Source organism: Bradyrhizobium sp. 2S1, assembly GCF_011516625.5.
Lineage (GTDB): Bacteria > Pseudomonadota > Alphaproteobacteria > Rhizobiales > Xanthobacteraceae > Bradyrhizobium > Bradyrhizobium septentrionale.
In genome coordinates, this window is record NZ_CP147717.1 from 1,060,358 (window position 1) to 1,079,004 (window position 18,647).

At 65.0% G+C, this 18,647-nt stretch carries 15 protein-coding genes and 2 pseudogenes; 10 read left to right on the plus strand and 7 right to left on the minus strand.

Annotation, left to right across the window (positions count from 1 at the left end):
• Positions 1 to 2: 2 nt before the first annotated feature.
• Positions 3 to 1,208, minus strand: coding sequence for an efflux RND transporter periplasmic adaptor subunit (locus HAP54_RS05105; RefSeq protein WP_175619367.1), 1,206 nt, complete (start codon positions 1,206 to 1,208; stop codon positions 3 to 5).
• A gap of 531 nt (positions 1,209 to 1,739) precedes the next feature.
• Here HAP54_RS05105 and HAP54_RS05110 point away from each other — a divergent pair.
• The 4 genes from HAP54_RS05110 to HAP54_RS05125 all read left to right on the plus strand — a co-directional run bounded on the left by HAP54_RS05110 (position 1,740) and on the right by HAP54_RS05125 (position 4,844).
• Complete coding sequence (locus HAP54_RS05110) at positions 1,740 to 2,732, plus strand: flagellar motor protein MotA (protein WP_166298977.1); 993 nt, start codon at positions 1,740 to 1,742, stop codon at positions 2,730 to 2,732.
• A 15-nt stretch (positions 2,733 to 2,747) separates the two neighbouring features.
• The gene (locus tag HAP54_RS05115) at positions 2,748 to 3,119 is read left to right on the plus strand and encodes a VOC family protein (RefSeq protein ID WP_166298978.1); all 372 of its coding nucleotides are present in this window, start codon (positions 2,748 to 2,750) and stop codon (positions 3,117 to 3,119) included.
• A 126-nt stretch (positions 3,120 to 3,245) separates the two neighbouring features.
• Complete coding sequence (locus HAP54_RS05120) at positions 3,246 to 4,274, plus strand: peptidoglycan -binding protein (RefSeq protein ID WP_166298979.1); 1,029 nt, start codon at positions 3,246 to 3,248, stop codon at positions 4,272 to 4,274.
• A gap of 120 nt (positions 4,275 to 4,394) precedes the next feature.
• Positions 4,395 to 4,844: a GNAT family N-acetyltransferase gene (locus HAP54_RS05125; protein ID WP_166298980.1), complete on the plus strand. Its 450-nt coding sequence runs from the start codon at positions 4,395 to 4,397 to the stop codon at positions 4,842 to 4,844.
• Between the two features lie 51 nt (positions 4,845 to 4,895).
• On the opposite strand, the pseudogene HAP54_RS05130 reads toward HAP54_RS05125, so the two are convergent.
• Together HAP54_RS05130 and HAP54_RS05135 are read right to left on the minus strand one after the other, a co-directional pair.
• Positions 4,896 to 5,882, minus strand: a pseudogene (locus tag HAP54_RS05130) (IS30 family transposase); the annotation flags it as partial.
• Positions 5,883 to 6,822: 940 nt separating this feature from the next.
• Positions 6,823 to 7,815 (minus strand): aldo/keto reductase, encoded by a 993-nt coding sequence (locus HAP54_RS05135; protein WP_166298981.1) that lies wholly within the window; start codon positions 7,813 to 7,815, stop codon positions 6,823 to 6,825.
• A gap of 109 nt (positions 7,816 to 7,924) precedes the next feature.
• On the opposite strand from HAP54_RS05135, the gene HAP54_RS05140 reads away from it, so the two are divergent.
• Complete coding sequence (locus HAP54_RS05140) at positions 7,925 to 8,818, plus strand: LysR family transcriptional regulator (RefSeq protein ID WP_166298982.1); 894 nt, start codon at positions 7,925 to 7,927, stop codon at positions 8,816 to 8,818.
• 197 nt (positions 8,819 to 9,015) lie between these two features.
• A complete protein-coding gene (locus tag HAP54_RS05145) occupies positions 9,016 to 9,282 on the plus strand; it encodes a hypothetical protein (RefSeq protein ID WP_166298983.1) in 267 nt (88 codons plus the stop codon).
• A 98-nt stretch (positions 9,283 to 9,380) separates the two neighbouring features.
• Here the strand turns inward: HAP54_RS05145 and HAP54_RS05150 are convergent, their stop codons facing one another.
• Positions 9,381 to 10,445 (minus strand): IS630 family transposase, encoded by a 1,065-nt coding sequence (locus HAP54_RS05150; RefSeq protein ID WP_166204319.1) that lies wholly within the window; start codon positions 10,443 to 10,445, stop codon positions 9,381 to 9,383.
• Positions 10,446 to 10,487: 42 nt separating this feature from the next.
• Entirely contained in the window at positions 10,488 to 10,808 is a 321-nt protein-coding gene (locus HAP54_RS05155; protein ID WP_166298984.1) for a PilZ domain-containing protein, read from the minus strand.
• A gap of 307 nt (positions 10,809 to 11,115) precedes the next feature.
• On the opposite strand from HAP54_RS05155, the gene HAP54_RS05160 reads away from it, so the two are divergent.
• The 3 genes from HAP54_RS05160 (at position 11,116) to HAP54_RS05170 (ending at position 14,932) form a co-directional block, all read left to right on the plus strand.
• Positions 11,116 to 12,633: an AMP-binding protein gene (locus HAP54_RS05160; protein WP_166298985.1), complete on the plus strand. Its 1,518-nt coding sequence runs from the start codon at positions 11,116 to 11,118 to the stop codon at positions 12,631 to 12,633.
• 93 nt (positions 12,634 to 12,726) lie between these two features.
• Positions 12,727 to 13,800 carry a DUF2252 family protein gene (locus tag HAP54_RS05165; RefSeq protein ID WP_166298986.1) on the plus strand — a complete coding sequence of 358 codons (1,074 nt, stop codon included), beginning with the start codon at positions 12,727 to 12,729 and terminating at the stop codon, positions 13,798 to 13,800.
• Between the two features lie 160 nt (positions 13,801 to 13,960).
• Positions 13,961 to 14,932: a S1C family serine protease gene (locus tag HAP54_RS05170; RefSeq protein WP_166298987.1), complete on the plus strand. Its 972-nt coding sequence runs from the start codon at positions 13,961 to 13,963 to the stop codon at positions 14,930 to 14,932.
• Between the two features lie 179 nt (positions 14,933 to 15,111).
• Here HAP54_RS05170 and HAP54_RS05175 read toward each other — a convergent pair.
• Positions 15,112 to 16,274: pseudogene (locus HAP54_RS05175) on the minus strand (IS4 family transposase).
• Positions 16,275 to 16,446: 172 nt separating this feature from the next.
• On the opposite strand from HAP54_RS05175, the gene HAP54_RS05180 reads away from it, so the two are divergent.
• Positions 16,447 to 17,529, plus strand: coding sequence for a phospholipase (locus HAP54_RS05180; RefSeq protein ID WP_166298988.1), 1,083 nt, complete (start codon positions 16,447 to 16,449; stop codon positions 17,527 to 17,529).
• Positions 17,530 to 17,713: 184 nt separating this feature from the next.
• On the opposite strand, the gene HAP54_RS05185 is transcribed toward HAP54_RS05180, so the two are convergent.
• Positions 17,714 to 18,613, minus strand: coding sequence for an SDR family oxidoreductase (locus HAP54_RS05185; RefSeq protein ID WP_166298989.1), 900 nt, complete (start codon positions 18,611 to 18,613; stop codon positions 17,714 to 17,716).
• Between the last annotated feature and the right edge of the window lie 34 nt (positions 18,614 to 18,647).

Consider the following 18,647-nt stretch of genomic DNA (forward strand, 5'->3'; position numbering starts at 1 on the left):
GATCACCGCACCGCGTGCGCGGTCTGCTGCGAATCCGTCATTGCAGCAGCGTCGACATCACGCCAGGCCTGCGGCCGCACCTTGTCGCCGGCGGCGAATTTCTGGAACCCCTCGACCACGACCATGTCGCCGGCCTTGAGGCCTTCGGTCACGAACCAGTGGCCACCCTGCAGCGAGCCGGTACGCACCGGCTGCACCGCGACGAGGTTGTCGTCCTTGACGACGAACACCTCGCTGCCGCCGCCACCGTTGCGCTGGATCGCCTGCTGCGGCACGGCGATCGCGTCCGAGTCGATGCCCTGCTCGATCAGCACGCGGACATACATGCCCGGCAGCAGGATGCGATCGGGATTCGGGAACTCGCCGCGCAGGGTCACCTGCCCGGTATGGGCGTCGACCTTGGCGTCGGAGAACAGCAGCTTGCCCGGTATCGGATAGATCGAGCCGTCGTCGAGCACGAGGCGGACCTTCATCGCGTCCGACGCAATGCGGTCGAGGTCACCGCTCTCGAAGGCGCGGCGCAGCTGATTCATCTCGGTGACCGACTGCTGGAAGTCGGCATAGATCGGATCGAGCTGCTGGATGGTCGCAAGGCTCGCGGCGTCGTTCTGCACCACGAGCGCGCCCTCGCTGACCAGCGCGGCACCGATGGTGCCGTCGATCGGCGCGCGGATCGTTGCATAATCCAGATTGAGCTTGGCACGCGCGACATCTGCCTCGCGGCCCTGCACGTCGGCTTCGGCCCCCTTCAGGGTTGCGATCGCCTTTTCGTTCTCAGCTTCCGGCGCCGCGCGCTGGCTGGTTAGGGTGGCGATGCGGCGGGCCTGCAGCGTAGCCTGCTCCTGCACGGCCTTGGCGCGCGCCAGCGCCGCCTCGGTCGACTGCAACTCGACTTCGAACGGGCGCGGATCGATCTGGTACAAGGGATCGCCGACCTTCACCTCGCTGCCCTGATGGAACATGCGGTTCACGACGATGCCCGAGACGCGCGGGCGCACCTCGGAAACGCGGGTCGGCGCGATGCGGCCCGGCAGCTCGCGCACCATCGCGCGCACCTGCGGCTTCACAGTGACGACGCTGACGTCCGGCTCGGGTGTTGCTTGTACGGCGGCGGTTGCAGTACTCGGCTCGTCGCAGCCAGCAAGCAGTGGCGCCGTCACGGCCAGCATCAGAGCAATGCATGCCGATTGCGCGCGAAGTCCAGACATTGAGATGATCGCCCCTGTGGGTTGGAATAAACAAACGGCGGCGTCACACCGACACCGCTTCTGTTGCTGAAAGTAAAACCCGCTTGCTGCGATGCAAAGCGTTTGTCAGGCGGCTCAATGTCACACAAACCTATCGCACTGATTTCGCGGCACCTTTTAGCGAGTCACCGGATTGTGAGCGGGTTCCATCGCAGGCTGTGGGAATGCATTAACGACTGCGTGAGCGGGAATAGGTCAATTGCCTGCGCAGGAATGCCGCACATCGCAACATCATGAGGCGCAGCGAACGAATCACCGGTCACGGCACTTGCCTCACCCGATGGTGCGTGCAGCCCGCACGCGATCTGCTGACCGGACCGGCTCGGGCGCCAATGGTGATGCGCGGACTGGGCTGAAAGCTGGGCGAAGCGGCAGCAACCCGCCCGGTTTCAACCCAAGGTTCTGCGCGCCCGCTTTGGATTCGGCTTTCCTCACTCCGCCGCTGTGCCATATTGCTGGCAGATGCGGCCTTCGCGAACGGATGATCCGGCAATGCCCCCTTCCCGCTCCGATATGGAGATCGAACTGAGCAAACTGTCCTCGCCCCGGATCTTCCTGGTGCGGATGCTGGTGTTCCTGGTGCTCTGCGGCCTGGTCGGGGTCGTGCTGTACAAGCAGATCGTCACCGCCTTCTTCGCCAATCCCGGGCTGAACGCCCTGATCGGCGCGGTGCTCTTGATCGGCATCATCCTGGCGTTCCGCCAGGTGATCCGGCTCTATCCCGAGGTCGCCTGGGTCAATAATTTCCGCATCGCCGATCCCGGGCTTGCGATCGACCGCCGCCCGAAGCTCCTTGCCCCCATGGCCGCCATCCTCGGCGGCGAGCGCTCGGGCCGGATGTCGATCTCGCAGCAGACCATGCGGCATCTGCTGGATTCGATCGCGACCCGGCTCGATGAAGCCCGCGATATCTCGCGCTACATGACCGGCCTTTTGGTGTTCCTCGGCCTGCTCGGCACCTTCTGGGGCCTGATCGAGACGGTGGGCTCGGTCGGCAAGGTGATCGACGGGCTCAAGGTCGGCGGCGATTCCGGCGCATTGTTCGATACGCTGAAGGAGGGGCTGGCCGCCCCGCTCGGCGGCATGGGCATCTCGTTCTCGTCGTCGCTGTTCGGCCTCGCGGGCTCCCTGATCCTCGGCTTCCTCGATTTGCAATCGAGCCAGGCCCAGAACCGCTTCTACACCGACCTCGAGGATTGGCTCGCCACCACGGTGCGCGGCATTTCCGGCGACGAGACCGGCGTCACCGGCGACATGCAGGGCGCGATCGACCGTCTCCGCACTGCGCTGGAGGAAGGTGGCGGCGGCGGCGGCCGCAACACCACGGCCGCGATGGCCAATCTCGCCGAGGCGATCCAGGGGCTGGTTGCGCATATGCGCACCGAGCAGCAGATGATCCGCGAATGGGCCGACGGCCAGGGCGAGCAGAACCGCGAGATCAAGCGGCTGCTCGAGCGCCTCGCCCGCCAGCCCGAGAAGAGTTGAGGCGCGGAGGCCTGTGTGCTGGACCACGTGACCATCGGCATCAGCGATATCGAGCGATCCAAGGCGTTCTATGACGCAGCCTTGCGTTCGCTCGGCATCAGCCGCCTGTACGCCGAAGGAACGGAGTTCGCGGGTTATGGCGTTGGTCCGAAGGCGTTCTTCTGGATCGGCCGGCGCGACACGCCGCAGACCGGCGCCCACATCGCCTTCACCGCAAGCGATCGCGCCACTGTCGATCGCTTCTACGAGGACGCGATCAGGGCCGGTGGCAGGGACAATGGACGGCCCGGCATTCGACCGCACTATCATGCAAACTACTACGGCGCCTTCGTGCTCGATCCCGACGGCCACAACATCGAGGCCGTCTGTCATGCACCGCAGGACTGACCGCGTCAGAGCCTGTTCCGTTCCGATGAAGTCGGAACGGGGCTCTGGATTCTTGTTTTGACGCGTTTTCTTCACGCGAACCGGTATCCACTTCGCTTGAAAACGCTCTAGATAAAGGGAAACCGAATGGCCCTCGCCCGCTCGCGCCGCAGCGAATCCGGCTTCAACTACTGGCCCGGCTTTGTCGACGCGCTGTCGACGCTGGTGCTGTCGATCGTGTTCCTGCTGTCGGTGTTCCTCGTGGTGCAGTTCTTCCTGTCGCAGGAGGTCACCGGCAAGGACAAGGCGCTGGAGCAGCTCACCGCCAAGATCGCCCAGCTCAACGAGCTGTTGTCGCTGGAGAAGCTCTCCAAGCTGACGCTGGACGACCAGGTGTCGCAGCTCCGCGCCGGGCTCGCCTCCGCCGAAGGCGAGCGCGACCGCATGAAGGGGCTCTATGAGGGGCTCGCCAGTTCCGGCACCGACGCGCAGGGCCGCGCCAACGAGCTCAACAAGGCGCTGGAGTCCGAGAAGAGCGTGTCGTCGCGCGCGCTGGCGCAGATCGAGGTGCTGAACCAGCAGATCAGCGCGCTGCGCCGCCAGCTCGCCGCGCTCGAGGAAGCGCTCGACGCCTCCGAGAAGCGCGACAAGGAATCGCAGAGCCGGATCGCCGATCTCGGCTCGCGCCTCAACGTCGCGCTGGCGCAGCGGGTGCAGGAACTGTCGAAATACCGCTCGGAGTTCTTCGGCCGGCTGCGCGCGATCCTCGGCAACCGCCCGGACATCCGCATCGTCGGCGACCGCTTCGTGTTCCAGTCGGAAGTGTTCTTCGACACCGGCCAGGCGCTGCTGCTGCCGGAGGGCAAGACCGAGCTCGACACCGTGGCCAATGCGCTGATCGATCTGGACAAGCAGATCCCTGCCGAGATCGCCTGGGTGCTGCGGGTCGACGGCCATACGGACGTGCGGCCGATCAACAGCCCGCTGTTCAAGTCGAACTGGGAGCTGTCGTCGGCACGCGCGATCTCGGTGGTGCAATATCTGGTCTCGCTCGGCGTGCCCGCGCAGCGCCTGGTCGCCGCCGGCTTCGCCGAATTCCAGCCGCTCGACGCCGCGCAGACCGAAGACGCCCACAAGCGCAACCGCCGCATCGAGCTGAAGCTGACGGAGAGGTAGTTTGCTGGCGCCTGGCCAATCAGTCGTCATTGCCGGGCTTGACCCGGCAACCCATCGGAAAAGAGTCGTTCGAAGTAGCTGGATGCCCGGGTCAAGCCCGGGCATGACGTTCGTGTTTCGATGAGCCCTTCTTTCCATCTCCGCTCCTATCGCGCCGCGGATGAAGACGCCGCCATCGAGCTGTGGCGGCAGACCTGGCAGCAGGCCTATCCGTCGATCGACTTCGACGCACGCGTGGCATGGTGGCGCGAGCGCTGGCGCAACGAATTGGTGCGCGATGCCGCGATCGTCGTCGCGGAAGCGAGCGGCGCGCTGGCCGGCTTCGTTACCATCGACAAAACCGGCTATCTCGACCAGCTGGTGGTCGATCCCGCGCACTGGGGCTCGCCGCTGGCGAGGGCGCTGCTCGACGCAGCCAAGCGCCTTGCGCCTGAAGGCATCACGCTGCTGGTCAACAAGGACAACGCCCGCGCCATCCGCTTCTATGAACACAACGGCTTTGTGCATGCCGGCGAGGACGTCAACCCGACCTCGGGGCGGCCGGAGCTGAAGATGGCGTGGAGATCGTAAAAAATCCTGCGCGCATCGCTGATCCATCCGTCGTCCTGGCGAAAGCCAGGAGGTGGATTCACACTCGAAGTGCAACACTTGGGAGAAGGCCTCGGCGGGAGTTTGGAAGTCAAGAGATTTGCGCGGGGTGTTGTTGTAGGCGTTGAAGGACTGATGGAAGCGGCGGGTCGGGAGGGTTGCGAGGTCGGTTTTGCGCGGGATGAAGCGCCGCATTCGACCGATCGCATTCTCGATGCCGCCCTTCTGCCAGGGCGCGTGCGGATCGCAGAAGAAGGTCTCGATCGCGAGGCGGTGCAGCGCCGTGTGGCAGGCGAACTCGGTGCCATTGTCGAAGGTGACGGTCTGGCACAGGTCCTGTGGCAGGGATGCGAACAAGCGAACGAGATGACGGGCGACCCCGCGCGCAACCTTGCTGGCGAGGCGGATGCCGAGCAGCAGGCGCGAGGTGCGCTCATGCACAGTCAGGACGGCCTGACCGTATTTGGAGAACATCATCAGGTCGGCTTCCCAATGACCGGGAGTGCTGCGATCGGCGGCCTCGATAGGCCGTTGATCCAAGGAAACACGGCCTTCGATGAAGCTTGCGGGGCTGCCGCCCTTCTTGCCGCGGTAACCGCGCTTGCTCTTGCCGCGTGGCAGATAACGCCGCCAGCTGAAGTCCGAGGTGCGTCGGATCTGGGCGTAGATGAAGCGGTAGATGGTCTCGTGGGAGATCACCTTGCGGCCGTGTTCGCGGGCCAGCCGGCCGGCGACCTGCTCGGGCGACCAGCCCCGACCCAGGCGTTCCAACACCGCACGGCGCAGGCCGGGCTCCCGTTCGAGGCGTACGCCCGTCCAGCGCCGTGCTCGCATCTGTTGCTGGGCATAGCTGGGTTTGTAGCCGACCTGGACGCCTCGATTGCGGGTCAGCTCCCGAGAGATCGTTGATGGCGAGCGATCCAGAGCTGCCGCGATTTGCCGGACCGAGCTGCCATTGGCCGAAAGCCGGGCAATCTCGCATCGCTCGTCCAGGGATAGCTGCTCGTAACTCCGCCCCATCGCAACACCTCCTCAAGGAAGTGTTGCACTTCGTTTGTGAACTCAGGGGACCCATAACCACCGCCTTCGGTGATGAACGGGATCGCGGCCCCAGCGTCGCGCAACAATTGAGATTTGGGGTAATGGGTCCTGGCTTTCGCCAGGACGACACCGAGAATGTTGCGCGACTTGTGAGTCATGCACTCGCATCCTCGCGGCGCGCTTCGCCCGAGTTTTGGATCTCGTTCCGCCCTCTCTTGAACAGAGGGCGCAGGGAAAGCCGGGTGCCGATCGCACCCATGGGCCCCGAGCAAAGGGTAGAAAGCTCGGGGGTAGGACCACAGGTGTAACCGGAAACACTCCGGCTTTCCCTGCGCGATGGGTTACGGCTTACTTCGTGCTCTCCCCGGCGAGACTGGGCTTGTTTGTCACCGCCTTCACAAGACGCAATTGCGTCTTACAAGGGGACACCGGCCACTAGGGCGTCAGGACCACACGACTTCACCGTCCGCTTCACATGCGTTCGTCGCTCGCATGATCAGCGTCCACCGCATCCCACACCGCGTTCGTGACGATCGCGAAGCGCCCCTCGATCGGGTGAGACCGGCGAACCATAGACCGAGTTTCATTTCTGATAAAGCGAAATATTTTCGCTGAAGGGTCTTGCGCCGTCGGGCAACTCAGTGGCACGCGCGCGTGAGGGACGCACGGGCGGCAGGGTTTCCTCTCCCCTTGCGGGAGAGGGTTAGGGAGAGGGGTGCCACACGACGAGTTCTCTCCGTATCGTCGCGGCGACAAGCGGAACAAGTTGCGAGAGCGATGCACTCATCGATCATCTCGCCCGGGGCCCCCCTCTCCCCACCCTCTCCCGCAAGGGGAGAGGGAGCCTGAGACAGTGCTCACCTCACTTTCACTCCGCGACATGCGAAGCGTGGCCTCGGACTGACAGACGAACTCCCCCTTAGCGTCCAACCATCTGTTGCAGATGCTCCGGATATCGCGCGCCCTGCACCTCGATCGCGGCCAGCGCCGTGCCGATCTCGGCGAGATCGGCGGGCGTCAGCTCGATCCGCGCGGCGCCGATGTTCTCGCCGAGGCGATTAAGCTTGGTGGTGCCCGGGATCGGCACGATCCACGGCTTTTGCGCGAGCAGCCAGGCCAGCGCGATCTGGGCCGGCGTGGCGCCCTTGCCGGCGGCGATCCGGCCGAGCTGATCGACCAGCGCCTGGTTGGCGCGGCGGGCTTCCGGCGAAAAGCGCGGCACGAGGTTGCGGAAGTCGTCGCTTGCGAACGTGGTGGACGCGCTGATCGCGCCGGTGAGAAAACCTCGGCCGAGCGGGCTGTAGGGCACGAAGCCGATGCCGAGCTCCTCCAGCACCGGCAGGATCTCCGCTTCCGGCCCGCGCTCCCACAGCGAATATTCGCTCTGCAGCGCCGTGACCTTCTGCACCGCATGGGCGCGGCGGATGGTCTGTGCGCCGGCCTCCGAGAGGCCGAAATGCCGGACCTTGCCGGCGGCGATCAGGTCCTTGACGGTGCCGGCGACATCCTCGATCGGTACCGCGGGATCGACCCGATGCTGATAGAACAGATCGATGACATCGGTCTTCAGCCGTTTCAGCGAGGCGTCCGCGACGGCCCTGATGTGCGCGGGCCGGCTGTTCAGCGAACGGTGCCGCTCCGCCATGGAGCCGATATCGAATCCGAACTTGGTCGCGATCACGACATCGTTGCGGAACGGCGCCAGCGCCTCGCCGACCAGTTCCTCGTTGACGAAGGGGCCGTAGACCTCCGCGGTATCGAACAAGGTGACGCCGCGCTCGACGGCGCCACGGAGCAGCGCGATGCCGGCTGCGTGGTCGACCGCTGGACCATAGGCGAAGCTGAGGCCCATGCAGCCGAGCCCGATCGCCGATACCTCCAGATTGCAGTTACCGAGTTTACGTTTCTGCATGTCGTCTCTCCGCATCAAGGACTGGAACCTGCCGCTGCGGCATTTAGGGCGTGCACGCGCGCGCCATTAGACGTAAAAATCGGGATGGACTTATGAGCCGGATTCATCAATGCCGCGGCATGACGTCAACGACCTGATCGCCTTCCTCGCGGTCGCGCGCGACCGCAGCTTCACCCGCGCCGCGGCAAGGCTCGGCGTATCGCAATCGGCGCTCAGCCACACCATGCGCGCGCTGGAGGAACGGCTCGGCGTGCGGCTTCTGACCCGCACCACGCGCAACGTCGCGCCGACCGAGGCCGGCGAGCGGCTGCTGCAGGGCGTCGGTTCGCGCTTCGAGGAGATCGAGGCCGAACTCGCCGCGCTCAACGCACTGCGCGAGAAACCGGCCGGCACCATCCGCATCAACGCCGGCGAGCACGCGGCCGAGACCATCCTGTGGCCGGCGCTGGAAAAGTTTCTGCCGCGCTATCCCGACATCAAGGTCGAGCTGACCGTCGACAACGGGCTCGCCAACATCGTAGCCGAGCGTTTTGACGCCGGCGTCCGCCTCGGCGAACAGCTGGCCAAGGACATGATCGCGGTGCGGATCGCGCCGGACTTCCGCATGGTCGTGGTCGGTGCGCCCACTTACTTCAAGCGGCGGGAGCGACCGAAGCGGCCGCAGGACCTGACCCAGCACGCCTGCATCAACATTCGCCTGCCGACCCATGGCGGCATCTATGCCTGGGAATTCGAGAAACGCGGACGCCCGATCAAGGTCCGCGTCGACGGACAATTGGTCTTCAACAGCACCGCACTGCGGATCAAGGCGGCGCTGGCCGGGCTGGGGCTTGCCTATATCGCCGAGGATCAGGTGCAGGCGCAATTGGCCAAGGGGCAACTGGTCCAGGTGCTCGACGACTGGTGCGCGCCATTCCCCGGCTATCACCTCTATTATCCGAGCCGCCGGCAATCCTCACCGGCCTTCGCGCTGCTGGTCGACGCGCTGCGCTATCGGGGTTGATCGTGAATTGCAGCGCGCCGAGTGCGCTCGACACGGATAGTTTCTTCGCAGTTGACGCGGCTGCCGGGAACGCAACCAGCATGGCCGACGTTATTGACACGCAATCTTGAGAGCCTGCTTGACGGCTTGGCGGATGTCTCGTCTCCGTCACACCTCTATATACAGTGCAGCCTCACCGCCTGATCTCGGAGTAGCGCATGCTCAGGAACAAATTCGCCATCATCATCGCCGCCGGCCTCGTGCTCGCGCCGGCCCAGCTTCTCGCGCAGAGCGCGGGCGGCAGCCCGCTGCCGCCCAGGCCCGGCGACCGGGCCGCGCCGTCGGGCGGTGTCGGTGGGAGCGCGCTTCCGACCCAGACCGGCCAGCGCGTTGCACCGTCGTCCGGCAGCAGCGCCGGCAGTGCGGCACCGGCCGTTCCGGGAGGCTCGATGGGCACGACCGGCAACGCATCAACGGGACGCTGAGGCGCGCTTGCGCGAGCCGCCGAGGTCGCGGCGATACGATCGGCGATTTGCTTCGCTGAGCCGGTCGAATACTGATCGATGAATGCTAGTACCCAGAATCAGAGCTGAGTGATACGGCGGCCTTTGAAACGGCGTTGACGGACCTTTTTCTTGGTCCAGACGAAGGGCTCGGCTCTGTCGTTGTATGCGTTGACGTAGGCATCGATGTGCTCCTGAAGCTGCGTGAGGCTTGTGAAGGAGGTGCCGCTGAGCGACTGCCCCTGCAAGATCGAAAACCATACCTCGACCTGATTGAGCCAAGACGCACTTGTCGGCGTGAAATGAAATTGCACGTTGGGGTGGGCCTTGAGCCAATGCTCGTTCTTCTTGTGGGTGTTGAGGTTGTCGAGGATGACGTGAAGCTTCCGGTTCGGAAAAGCCGCGGTGACGCTGTTCATGAAGTCGAGAAACTCGACGCGGCGTCGGCGTTTTGAATGCGCCGCGATGATCTTTCCGGTGGCGACTTCGAGCGCCGCAAACAATGTTGTGGTGCCATGCCGCTTGTAATCGTGGCTCTGGCCGGTCAAGGCGCGGCCATTGGGCAACTTCAGATAACCCTGCGCTCGCTCCAAAGCCTGGATCGAGGGCTTCTCGTCCACGCACAGCACAATGGCCTTCGCGGGCGGGGCGACATAGAGGCCGACAACATCGGCGGCTTTGGCCGTAAAGTTCGGGTCGTTGCTCTCACACCAGGACTTACGAGCCGCGAGGTCAATCTTGTGGCTGCGCAGGAACCGCCAGACATATTGGACGTCAACATCGCCCAGCGCCCCGGCCAGCAGGGGCCCGGTCCAGCGTGCGAACCCGTCCGGCGGCGGCTTGTCCAGCAGCTTCAGAATCCGCTTGTCGGTGGCCTTCGTATAGATTGGCTGCTTGCCCGGTCGCGGCTTGTCTTGCAGCCCTTCAAGGCCTTGGTCGGCATAGCGATGCCGCCAAAGGCTGACAATCCGCGGCTGGACCCCAACTTCCTTGGCGATCGACCGAGTGCTGCGTCCATCCGCCGCCAACAGAACTATCCGCGCCCGCTTCAAATCGCGCTGCAACGTCACCGGGGAGCGGCAACACGCCTCAAGCACCTTGCGATCTTTCCTCGAAAGGTGGACTTCTCTTGCTTCGGGTATCATCCCGACCTTGAATCACGACTCACGCTTTAAGAACAGTAGGTACTAGATAACGCCGGCCGGCTCCGCAGCCGGTTCGGCCAGCTCAGGCTCCGCCGTTACGAATTTGAGCCCGTAGGTCTTGCCGCGTCGCCACACCACCTCGCATGGATAGCGCTTGGCGTGATCGGCGAGCAATGTCAGCGCGAGGCGGTCCTTCACCTCGAACTCGACCTCGGTCGTGATCTTGGCGCCGCCGGGCGAGATGTCGACCACGGCGCAGGCGCTTTCGGTCGCGCCGTCATCGACCGTGATCCAGGCCGCACGATTGTTGAGCTGGCGCCGCGGCTCGCGACTGACCTTGATCCGTGCTCCATTGCTCGCCATCGTCGTCGTCCTCGAAGACATTGGGGACCGCGCGCGTCGATCGACGCGCCCGGCACGCAACCGCACGGGCCACCATGCCGTCCCCCCGTAAAGTCCGGCTTAGCGCGATCGCTTGAACTTTACCGGAATCTTGACGTGGCTTTTAGGCAACCGGGATTCTGCAATTCCCTCAGCATGATACCGGCCGTATCGGCGACCGTCGGCTTGACACGACGACCGCATAGTTGGTCAAGTGGCGGCCGTGGCTTTGGCCACATCCCTGCAACAAGAGCGCTTCAAGCCGCCCCCCTTTCTGACGGACACACCCATGCTGATCCCCTTAGCCGACGTGCCGCGCTGGTATGCCGAACGCAAACCTGCAGATGCGATCGCCGTCAGTCACGGCGCTGAAGCGCTGACCTGGCGCGAGCTCGAGCGCCGCGCCAATGCGCGGGCGCGGGCGTTCGCCGCCAAGGGCGTCAAGCCCGGCGACTTCGTCGCGATCGGGCTGCCCAACAGCAACGCATTCTTCGAGACCTCTTTTGCGGTGTGGAAATGCGGCGCGACGCCGACCTCGCTGTCATGGCGGCTGCCGCGCGGCGAGGCGGCCGCGGTGCTCGAGATCCTGAAACCGTCATTGGTGGTCGGCGGCGAGGCCGACTGGAATGCGCCGAATTCGCTGCCGGTGAATTTCGTGCCGGAGGGATTTTCCGGGGAACCACTCGATGCGCCGGTTGCGCGCTACTGGAAAGCGATGACGAGCGGCGGCTCGACCGGACGGCCGAAGGTGATCCTCGATCACAACCCCGCCGTGATCGACACCACGACGCCACCGCTGCTCGGGATTCCGTTTGAGGCGTCGCTGCTCAATCCGGGGCCGCTCTATCACAACGCGCCGTTCATCCTGTCGCATTCCGCGCTGTTCGGCGGCGGGCGGCTGACCGGCATGGTGAAGTTCGACGCCGAGGAGACGCTGCGGCTGATCGAGCGCGAGCGCGTGCAATGGGTCAACTTCGTGCCGACCATGATGCACCGGATCTGGGCGCTGCCCGAGGAGGTACGCAAGCGCTACGACGTCTCCAGCCTGCAGATCGTGTTTCACATGGCAGCGCCGATGCCGCCCTGGCTGAAGGAGAAGTGGATCGAGTGGCTCGGCCCGGAGCGGGTCTGGGAGCTCTATGGCGGCACCGAGCGGCAGGGCGCCTGCGTGATCTCCGGCGTCGAGTGGATGGCGCACAAGGGTTCGGTCGGCAAGATCGGCGAGACCGCGAAGCTCCGCATCATCGGCGAGGACGGCAATGACGTCGCGCCCGGCGAGACCGGCGAAATCTACTTCCTGCCCAATGACGGCGCCGGCTCGACCTATCACTATCTCGGTGCGGCGCCGAAGCGGCGGCCGGACGGCTGGGAATCGCTCGGCGATATCGGCCGGCTCGACGAAGAGGGCTATCTTTATCTCGGCGACCGGCTCGCGGACATGGTGCTGCGCGGCGGCGCCAACATCTATCCGGCCGAGGTCGAGGCCGCGGTCAGCGAACATCCCGAGGTGCGCTCCTGCGTCGTGGTCGGCCTGCCCGATCCGGAATTCGGCCAGCGCGTGCATGCGATCCTCGAACTCGCCGACAGCGCCGACGCGCAGCAGATCGCCGACGGCATGGCCGATTTCCTCAAGGACCGGCTCAGCCGCTACAAGCATCCGGAGAGTTTCGAGCGCGTCGGCACTGCGCCGCGCGACGATTCCGGCAAGGTCCGCCGCACCATGCTGCGCGACGAGCGCGCCGCCTGGATCAAGGAGAACCGCGCCTTCCGCATCATGCCGGCGCGCGCATCGGCGAAAACGGAGTAGACGCCGGTTCTCGACACCAGAGATATATCGCAGAAATACATTCTGAGGTAGAATGAGGATCGGCAGGCGCCGCTAACCGTGGCAGGTAGTCCCATGTCGTTTCGCAGCGACAACAAGGCGTTCGAGGCCTGGCTCGCCGGACAGTGCGATGTCGTCAGATCCGACATCGCCTACAAGCACGACCGGATGCGCAAGAGCGCGTTCATCTTCCTGCGTGCGACCTATTTCCGCTGGGCGCGCAAGATCGGCGACTGGTGCCCGGAGCTGATGGATGGGCCCGCGGTGCTCTCGGTCGGCGATCTGCATCTGGAGAATTTCGGCACCTGGCGCGATGCCGACGGACGGCTGGTGTGGGGCGTCAACGATTTCGACGAGGCCGCCGTGATGCCCTATGTGCTCGACCTGGTGCGGCTTGCGACCAGCATCCGGCTCGCGCCGCGCCCGGCGATCAGCGCAAGTGAGGCGGCTGCCGCGCTGCTCGACGGCTACCGCGAAGGGCTCGACGATCCGCAACCAGCGCTGTTGTTCGAAGGCCAGACCTGGCTCAGGCCCTACGCCGAACCGGATGAGGCGAAGGTGAAGAAATTCTGGAAAGACGTCGCAGATTATCCGACCGCAGCGCCGCCGCCGAAGATCGCTGCAGCGCTGCGCGCGAGCCTGCCGCGCGATGTCGCGCGCAACAGCATCCGGCTGTGCCGTATCCTGCGCAAGGGCGGCGGCGGCCTCGGACGGCCGCGCTATGCGGCGATTGCCTATTGGCGCGGCGGCCAGATCGTTCGCGAGGCGAAGGCGCTGGTGCCGTCGGCATGGAGTTGGGCGCATGGCAGCCGCGCCCGCAGCGCGCCTCACTTCATGGCGCTGGCAACCGGACGGTACCGGGCGCCGGATCCGTTCCTGCATCCTCGTCACGGCTTCATCCTGCGCCGCATCGCCGCCGATTCCCGCAAGATCGAGCTCGGCGAGGATGCCGGACGGAAGCTGCAACGCAAGCTGATCAAGGCGATGGCCTATGATCTTGCATCGATCCATGCAGCCTGCACATCCCGGGTCATCCGGTTGCAGGAAGACCTCAAGCGGCGGCAGCGGAAACAGCGCAACTGGCTCGATGCCGCCGCCGAAATCGCCGAGGCCAAGGTGCAACGCGATTTCCGGGAGTGGCGCGGCTGAGCCGATGCTGAACGCGCGGGCAGCCGCGTGCCCATCTGGCGTCTCGATCATCCGCCAATTGACTGTTATAAATCACGGAAGCGGACGACAGTCCGGACCGTGATCTTTTCGCCTCGCACGGCGTTATCGACGACGCATTTGCGACCCTGCGGAGACCTCCATGCCCTCCACCACCGAATGGAAAGTGCCACCGGCCTTTCAGCCTCGCCCCGAAGATTACCGCTTCGATCTCGATCGCGCGCTGATGAGTGTGGTCGGCCTGCATTCGATCATTCCGCCTGACGCCTTCAGCGCCGAGACGCTCGGCACCGAGCGCGCCGGCAACGGCGTGCTGATCGACGACGGGCTGGTGCTGACGATCGGTTACCTGATCACCGAGGCCGCAACGGTGTGGCTGCATCTCGGCGACGGCCGGGTCGTTGAGGGCCACGCGCTCGGTTTCGATTTCGAATCCGGCTTCGGTCTGGTGCAGGCGCTCGGCCGGCTCGATCTTGCTCCGCTGCCGATCGGCCGGTCCGCGGCAACGCGGGTCGGCGACAGTGTCGTGGTCGGCGGCGCCGGCGGCCGCACCCGCTCGGTCGCGAGCCAGATCGCGGCGAAGCAGGAATTCGCGGGCTATTGGGAGTACCTGCTTGACGAGGCGCTCTTCACCTACCCGTCGCATCCGAACTGGGGCGGCACCGGACTGATCAACAACTCCGGCGAGCTGATCGGCATCGGCTCGCTGCAGCTCGAACGCGAGCGCTCGGGCCGCGCCGAGCATGTCAACATGATCGTGCCGATCGACCTGCTCAATCCGGTGCTCGACGATTTGCGCAAGTTCGGCCGCGTCAACAAGCCGGCACGGCCGTGGCTCGGCATGTACACGACCGAGATCGACAACCGCCTGGTGGTGGTCGGCATCGCCAGCAAGGGTCCGGCGGCGCGCGCCGAGCTGAAGACCGGCGATGTCATCATCGCGGTCGACGGCGAGAACGTGACGAGCCAGACCGCGTTCTATCGCAAGCTCTGGTCGCTCGGCACGGCCGGCGTCGACGTGCCGCTGACCGTCTACCACGAAGGCGTCACCTTCGACGTGACGCTGACCTCGATCGACCGCATGAAGCTGTTGAAGGCGCCACGGCTGCACTAGAGCAATGAGGCCTGCATCATTATCACCGCGGGCTCGATCCACCTCTCCCGCTTGCGGGGGAGGTCACATCGCATCGAAGATGCGATGTGGGTGGGGGCTCTATCCACTCAAAGGCTCTCGCCCGCGGCGATACCCCCACCCCAACCCTCCCCCGCAGGCGCAGGGCTGTCCGGGGAAATTCAACCATAGCAGAGTTCCATCTGGTTGAGGGGCGTTCTGCATTTGCGGCGGCTAGGGTTGATTGGCGGAGGCTTGTCGATGCTGGCGAAGGCTCGCCGGGTGAACAGGAACTGGCTGACGAGTTCGGCGAGCCTGAGCGGCAGCATTTTGATGCAGTTGGTCCGCGCGGCAATGCGCAACAGTAGGTAGGCAATCATCGCAGCAAGCACTTGCAGGCGGATTGCATTGTCGTTGGTCCGAGGAACTTGCGGATGTCGAGGTGCTGCTTGATCCAGCGGAACAGCAGTTCGATCTGCCACCGGCTCTTGTAGAGGGCGGCGATCTCGACGGCCGTTCGGGTCGTATCGTTGGTGAGAAGCGTGATCACGCCGCCGTTCTCCCGCCTGACCTTGATGCGCCGCAGCGGTATCGGCAAACGCGAGTCGCCCTTACTGGTGAGCTTCACCTCGTCGTCGACGATGATCCTGAAGCCGCCCCCCTTGCTGTTGCGGATGGTGCGATGCCTGACCGCGCGTAGCCGGATGCTCGTCTTCGGCCGGGTCACGAAGAAAGCCTTGCTATCATTGATCTTCTGCCACCAGTCGAAACGGCAATATCCCTTGTCGAACACGTAGGTTGTGCCGGCCTGGATCGGAGTCTGGCGACCGATCTCGATATCGTTGACGTTGGCAGCCGTCACCTCGACGCACTTCGGGATATCGCCCTTGGGATCGTAGACCACGTGCAGCTTCATGCCGCGGATGCGGCCGTTCCACACCGCCCAGGTGCAAACTTTGCCAAGCGGGATCGGACTGGCGTCGATCAGGCGCACCATCTCCTTGCCTTCGCCCCGCAACTGCCGGCTTGCCATCGCCGACAATCGTGCAAAGGTTTGCGCAAAAATGCTGGACGGGCGGCGGGTATTGGCATCCGACCGCGTCGAGCGGGACAACCTGCCGGTGCCCAGATGATAGTGATGCTGAGGATTGGCGTTGAAGCCGGTCACCACGGCGCGCAGGCTGTTGTTCCCGCTCAACTGCGCATAGATCAGCGCTACCAGGTGATCCCAGCTCTTGAACGACTTGTCGTAGGCATCCCCGTCCAGACGATCCACAGCCGTCTGAAACTGCCGCCGATTGATCGGTTCAAGCAGCCTACTAAAAATGCTATCGCGAAATCGCATGCTCGGCCTTCTGTGTCTCGACAACCAGAAAAGACCGATTTGCCTCGGTTTTGCCGAGCATGCACCGCGACACAGTGAATCATTCCCCGGACAGCCCTGCGCAGGCGGGAGAGGGGGCGCAGCTCCCGCGCGGCGACGGAATCTGATCTAGCAACCAAGAAGGACATCGGCGATGAGCGAGGCCGTGGTTGATAACATCGTGGCCGTGCTGCCGCCGCTGTTGCAGACGCTGGAATCGCTGTCCTTTGTCGCGCGCAATCTCAACCCGCCGGACTTCGATCGCGTGATGCAGATCGCGGGCGAGCCCGATGAGACCTTGCAGGCGGTGCGGCCGCTTCTCGCCGGATGGCCGGAGAAATTCGACCACATCAAGACCGCGCTTGAAGCTGCGATCGATGCGGCGCTCGCCGGCTATGCGGGCCTGCGCGCGGTGCAGAACGGCGAAGGCGATCTGGTCAGCGTGTTCCGCGCGCTGCGCTATCTGCCGCGGGCGCAGGAGGCGCTCTATCCCTTGACCGAGTTGCCGCCGGTAAGCCACTTCTTCCTCGCGCCCGACTTGCGCGAGGATGCCGGGCTGCAGGCCAGGCTCGCGGCCACGCCAAACGAGAACACCGGCATTTTCCATGAACGCAACGAGCCGGGCAGCCGCGGCGGCTTCTCGATGTATGTGCCGGAATATTACACGCCCGATCGCGCCTGGCCGCTGGTGATGGCGCTGCATGGCGGCAGCGGCAACGGCCGCGGCTTCCTGTGGAGCTGGCTGCGCGACGCGCGCAGCCGCGGCGCCATCCTGGTGGCGCCGACCGCGACCGGCCAGACCTGGGCGCTGATGGGCGACGACACCGACACGCCGAACCTCAACCGCATCATCGACCAGGTGCGCGAACGCTGGCGTATCGACGAGACGCGCATGCTTTTGACCGGGATGAGCGACGGCGGCACCTTCAGCTATGTCAGCGGGCTCGACGGCGCGTCGCGCTTCACGCATCTTGCGCCGGTTGCGGCGACCTTCCATCCGCTGATGGCTGAGATGGCCGATGCTGACAGGTTGCGCGGCTTGCCGATCTTCATCACCCATGGCCGGCTTGACTGGATGTTCCCGGTGCAGACCGCGCGGCAGACCCAGGGCTTGCTGTCGGCCGCCGGCGCCAAGGTCGTCTATCGCGAGATCGACGATCTCAGCCACACCTATCCGCGCGAGATCAATGCGGAGGTCTTCCGGTGGCTGAACGGCGAGCGCACCGACGGCGCTTGAGGGACTCTTTCCCCGTCACCCTGAGGAGCGCGAAGCGCGTCTCGAAGGGTGCACGGCCCGGCTGCGGCTGCGCGGCTCCATCGGGGCCGTGCATCCTTCGAGACGCGCGCAAGAGCGCGCTCCTCAGGATGACGGTGATGGACGGAGCCGCGCGGGCGCTATCCTGGATTCAGCGCGGACAACGTCACTGGTTATCTCGCGGCTTGAGCAGGTCGGAGAAGCCGACCCGGTGCAGCATCTCGTTGCGGACGCGGTCGATCACACCGAAGGCGACCTCGGCACCGTCCTGGGTCGGATCGATGTGGACGCGGAACGGCCGCTTGCCGAACGGTGTGTCGACGACCTCGACGATCGCGTCCGCGACGGACGACGCGTCGGCATCCTCGGGCACGATCGCCGAAAACGCCTTCATGATCTCCTCGCCGAAGCCGGCATAGGGACCCGCTTCGTATTCGGCCACACGCGCCTGATCGGCGGGACGGCCGGAATGCGCGAAGTGGTTGGTGCCGCCGGTGAAGGCGCCGGGCACGATGATCGAGGTCTCGATACCCCAGCGCGACAGCTCACGGGCATAGATCACGGCCATCGCATCCATACCGGCCTTGGCCGCGAAGTACGGCGCCAGATAGGGCGGCGTGCCGCCGGCCGAGCTGCTGCTCGACACCCAGACCACAACTCCCCTGCCCTGCTTGCGCAACTGCGGCAGCGCCGCGCGGTTGACGCGCTGGGTCGAGAGCACGTTGACGTCGTAGAGCTCGGCGAGCTGCTCGGGCGTGAACGCCTCCGCCGGGCCGAACACCATGTGGCCGGCGTTGTGGACGATGACGTCGAGCCGGCCCTCCTCGGCGACGATCTGGGCGATCGCCGCATCGACCGAGGCCTGCGAGCCGACATCGAGCTCGAGCGCGCGCAGATCGACATTATTGTCCCTGGCGAACTCCTCGATATCGGCGACCGCAGCGGCGTTGCGGCCGGTGGTGTGGCGCATCGAGGCGTAGACAATGTGGCCGGCCTTGGCGAGCGCGTTGGCGGTGAGGCGGCCGAAGCCGCTCGATGCGCCGGTGATGACGATGACCTGTTTCATGACACTTATCCCTGCGAAGTCGATTGAGTGCGAG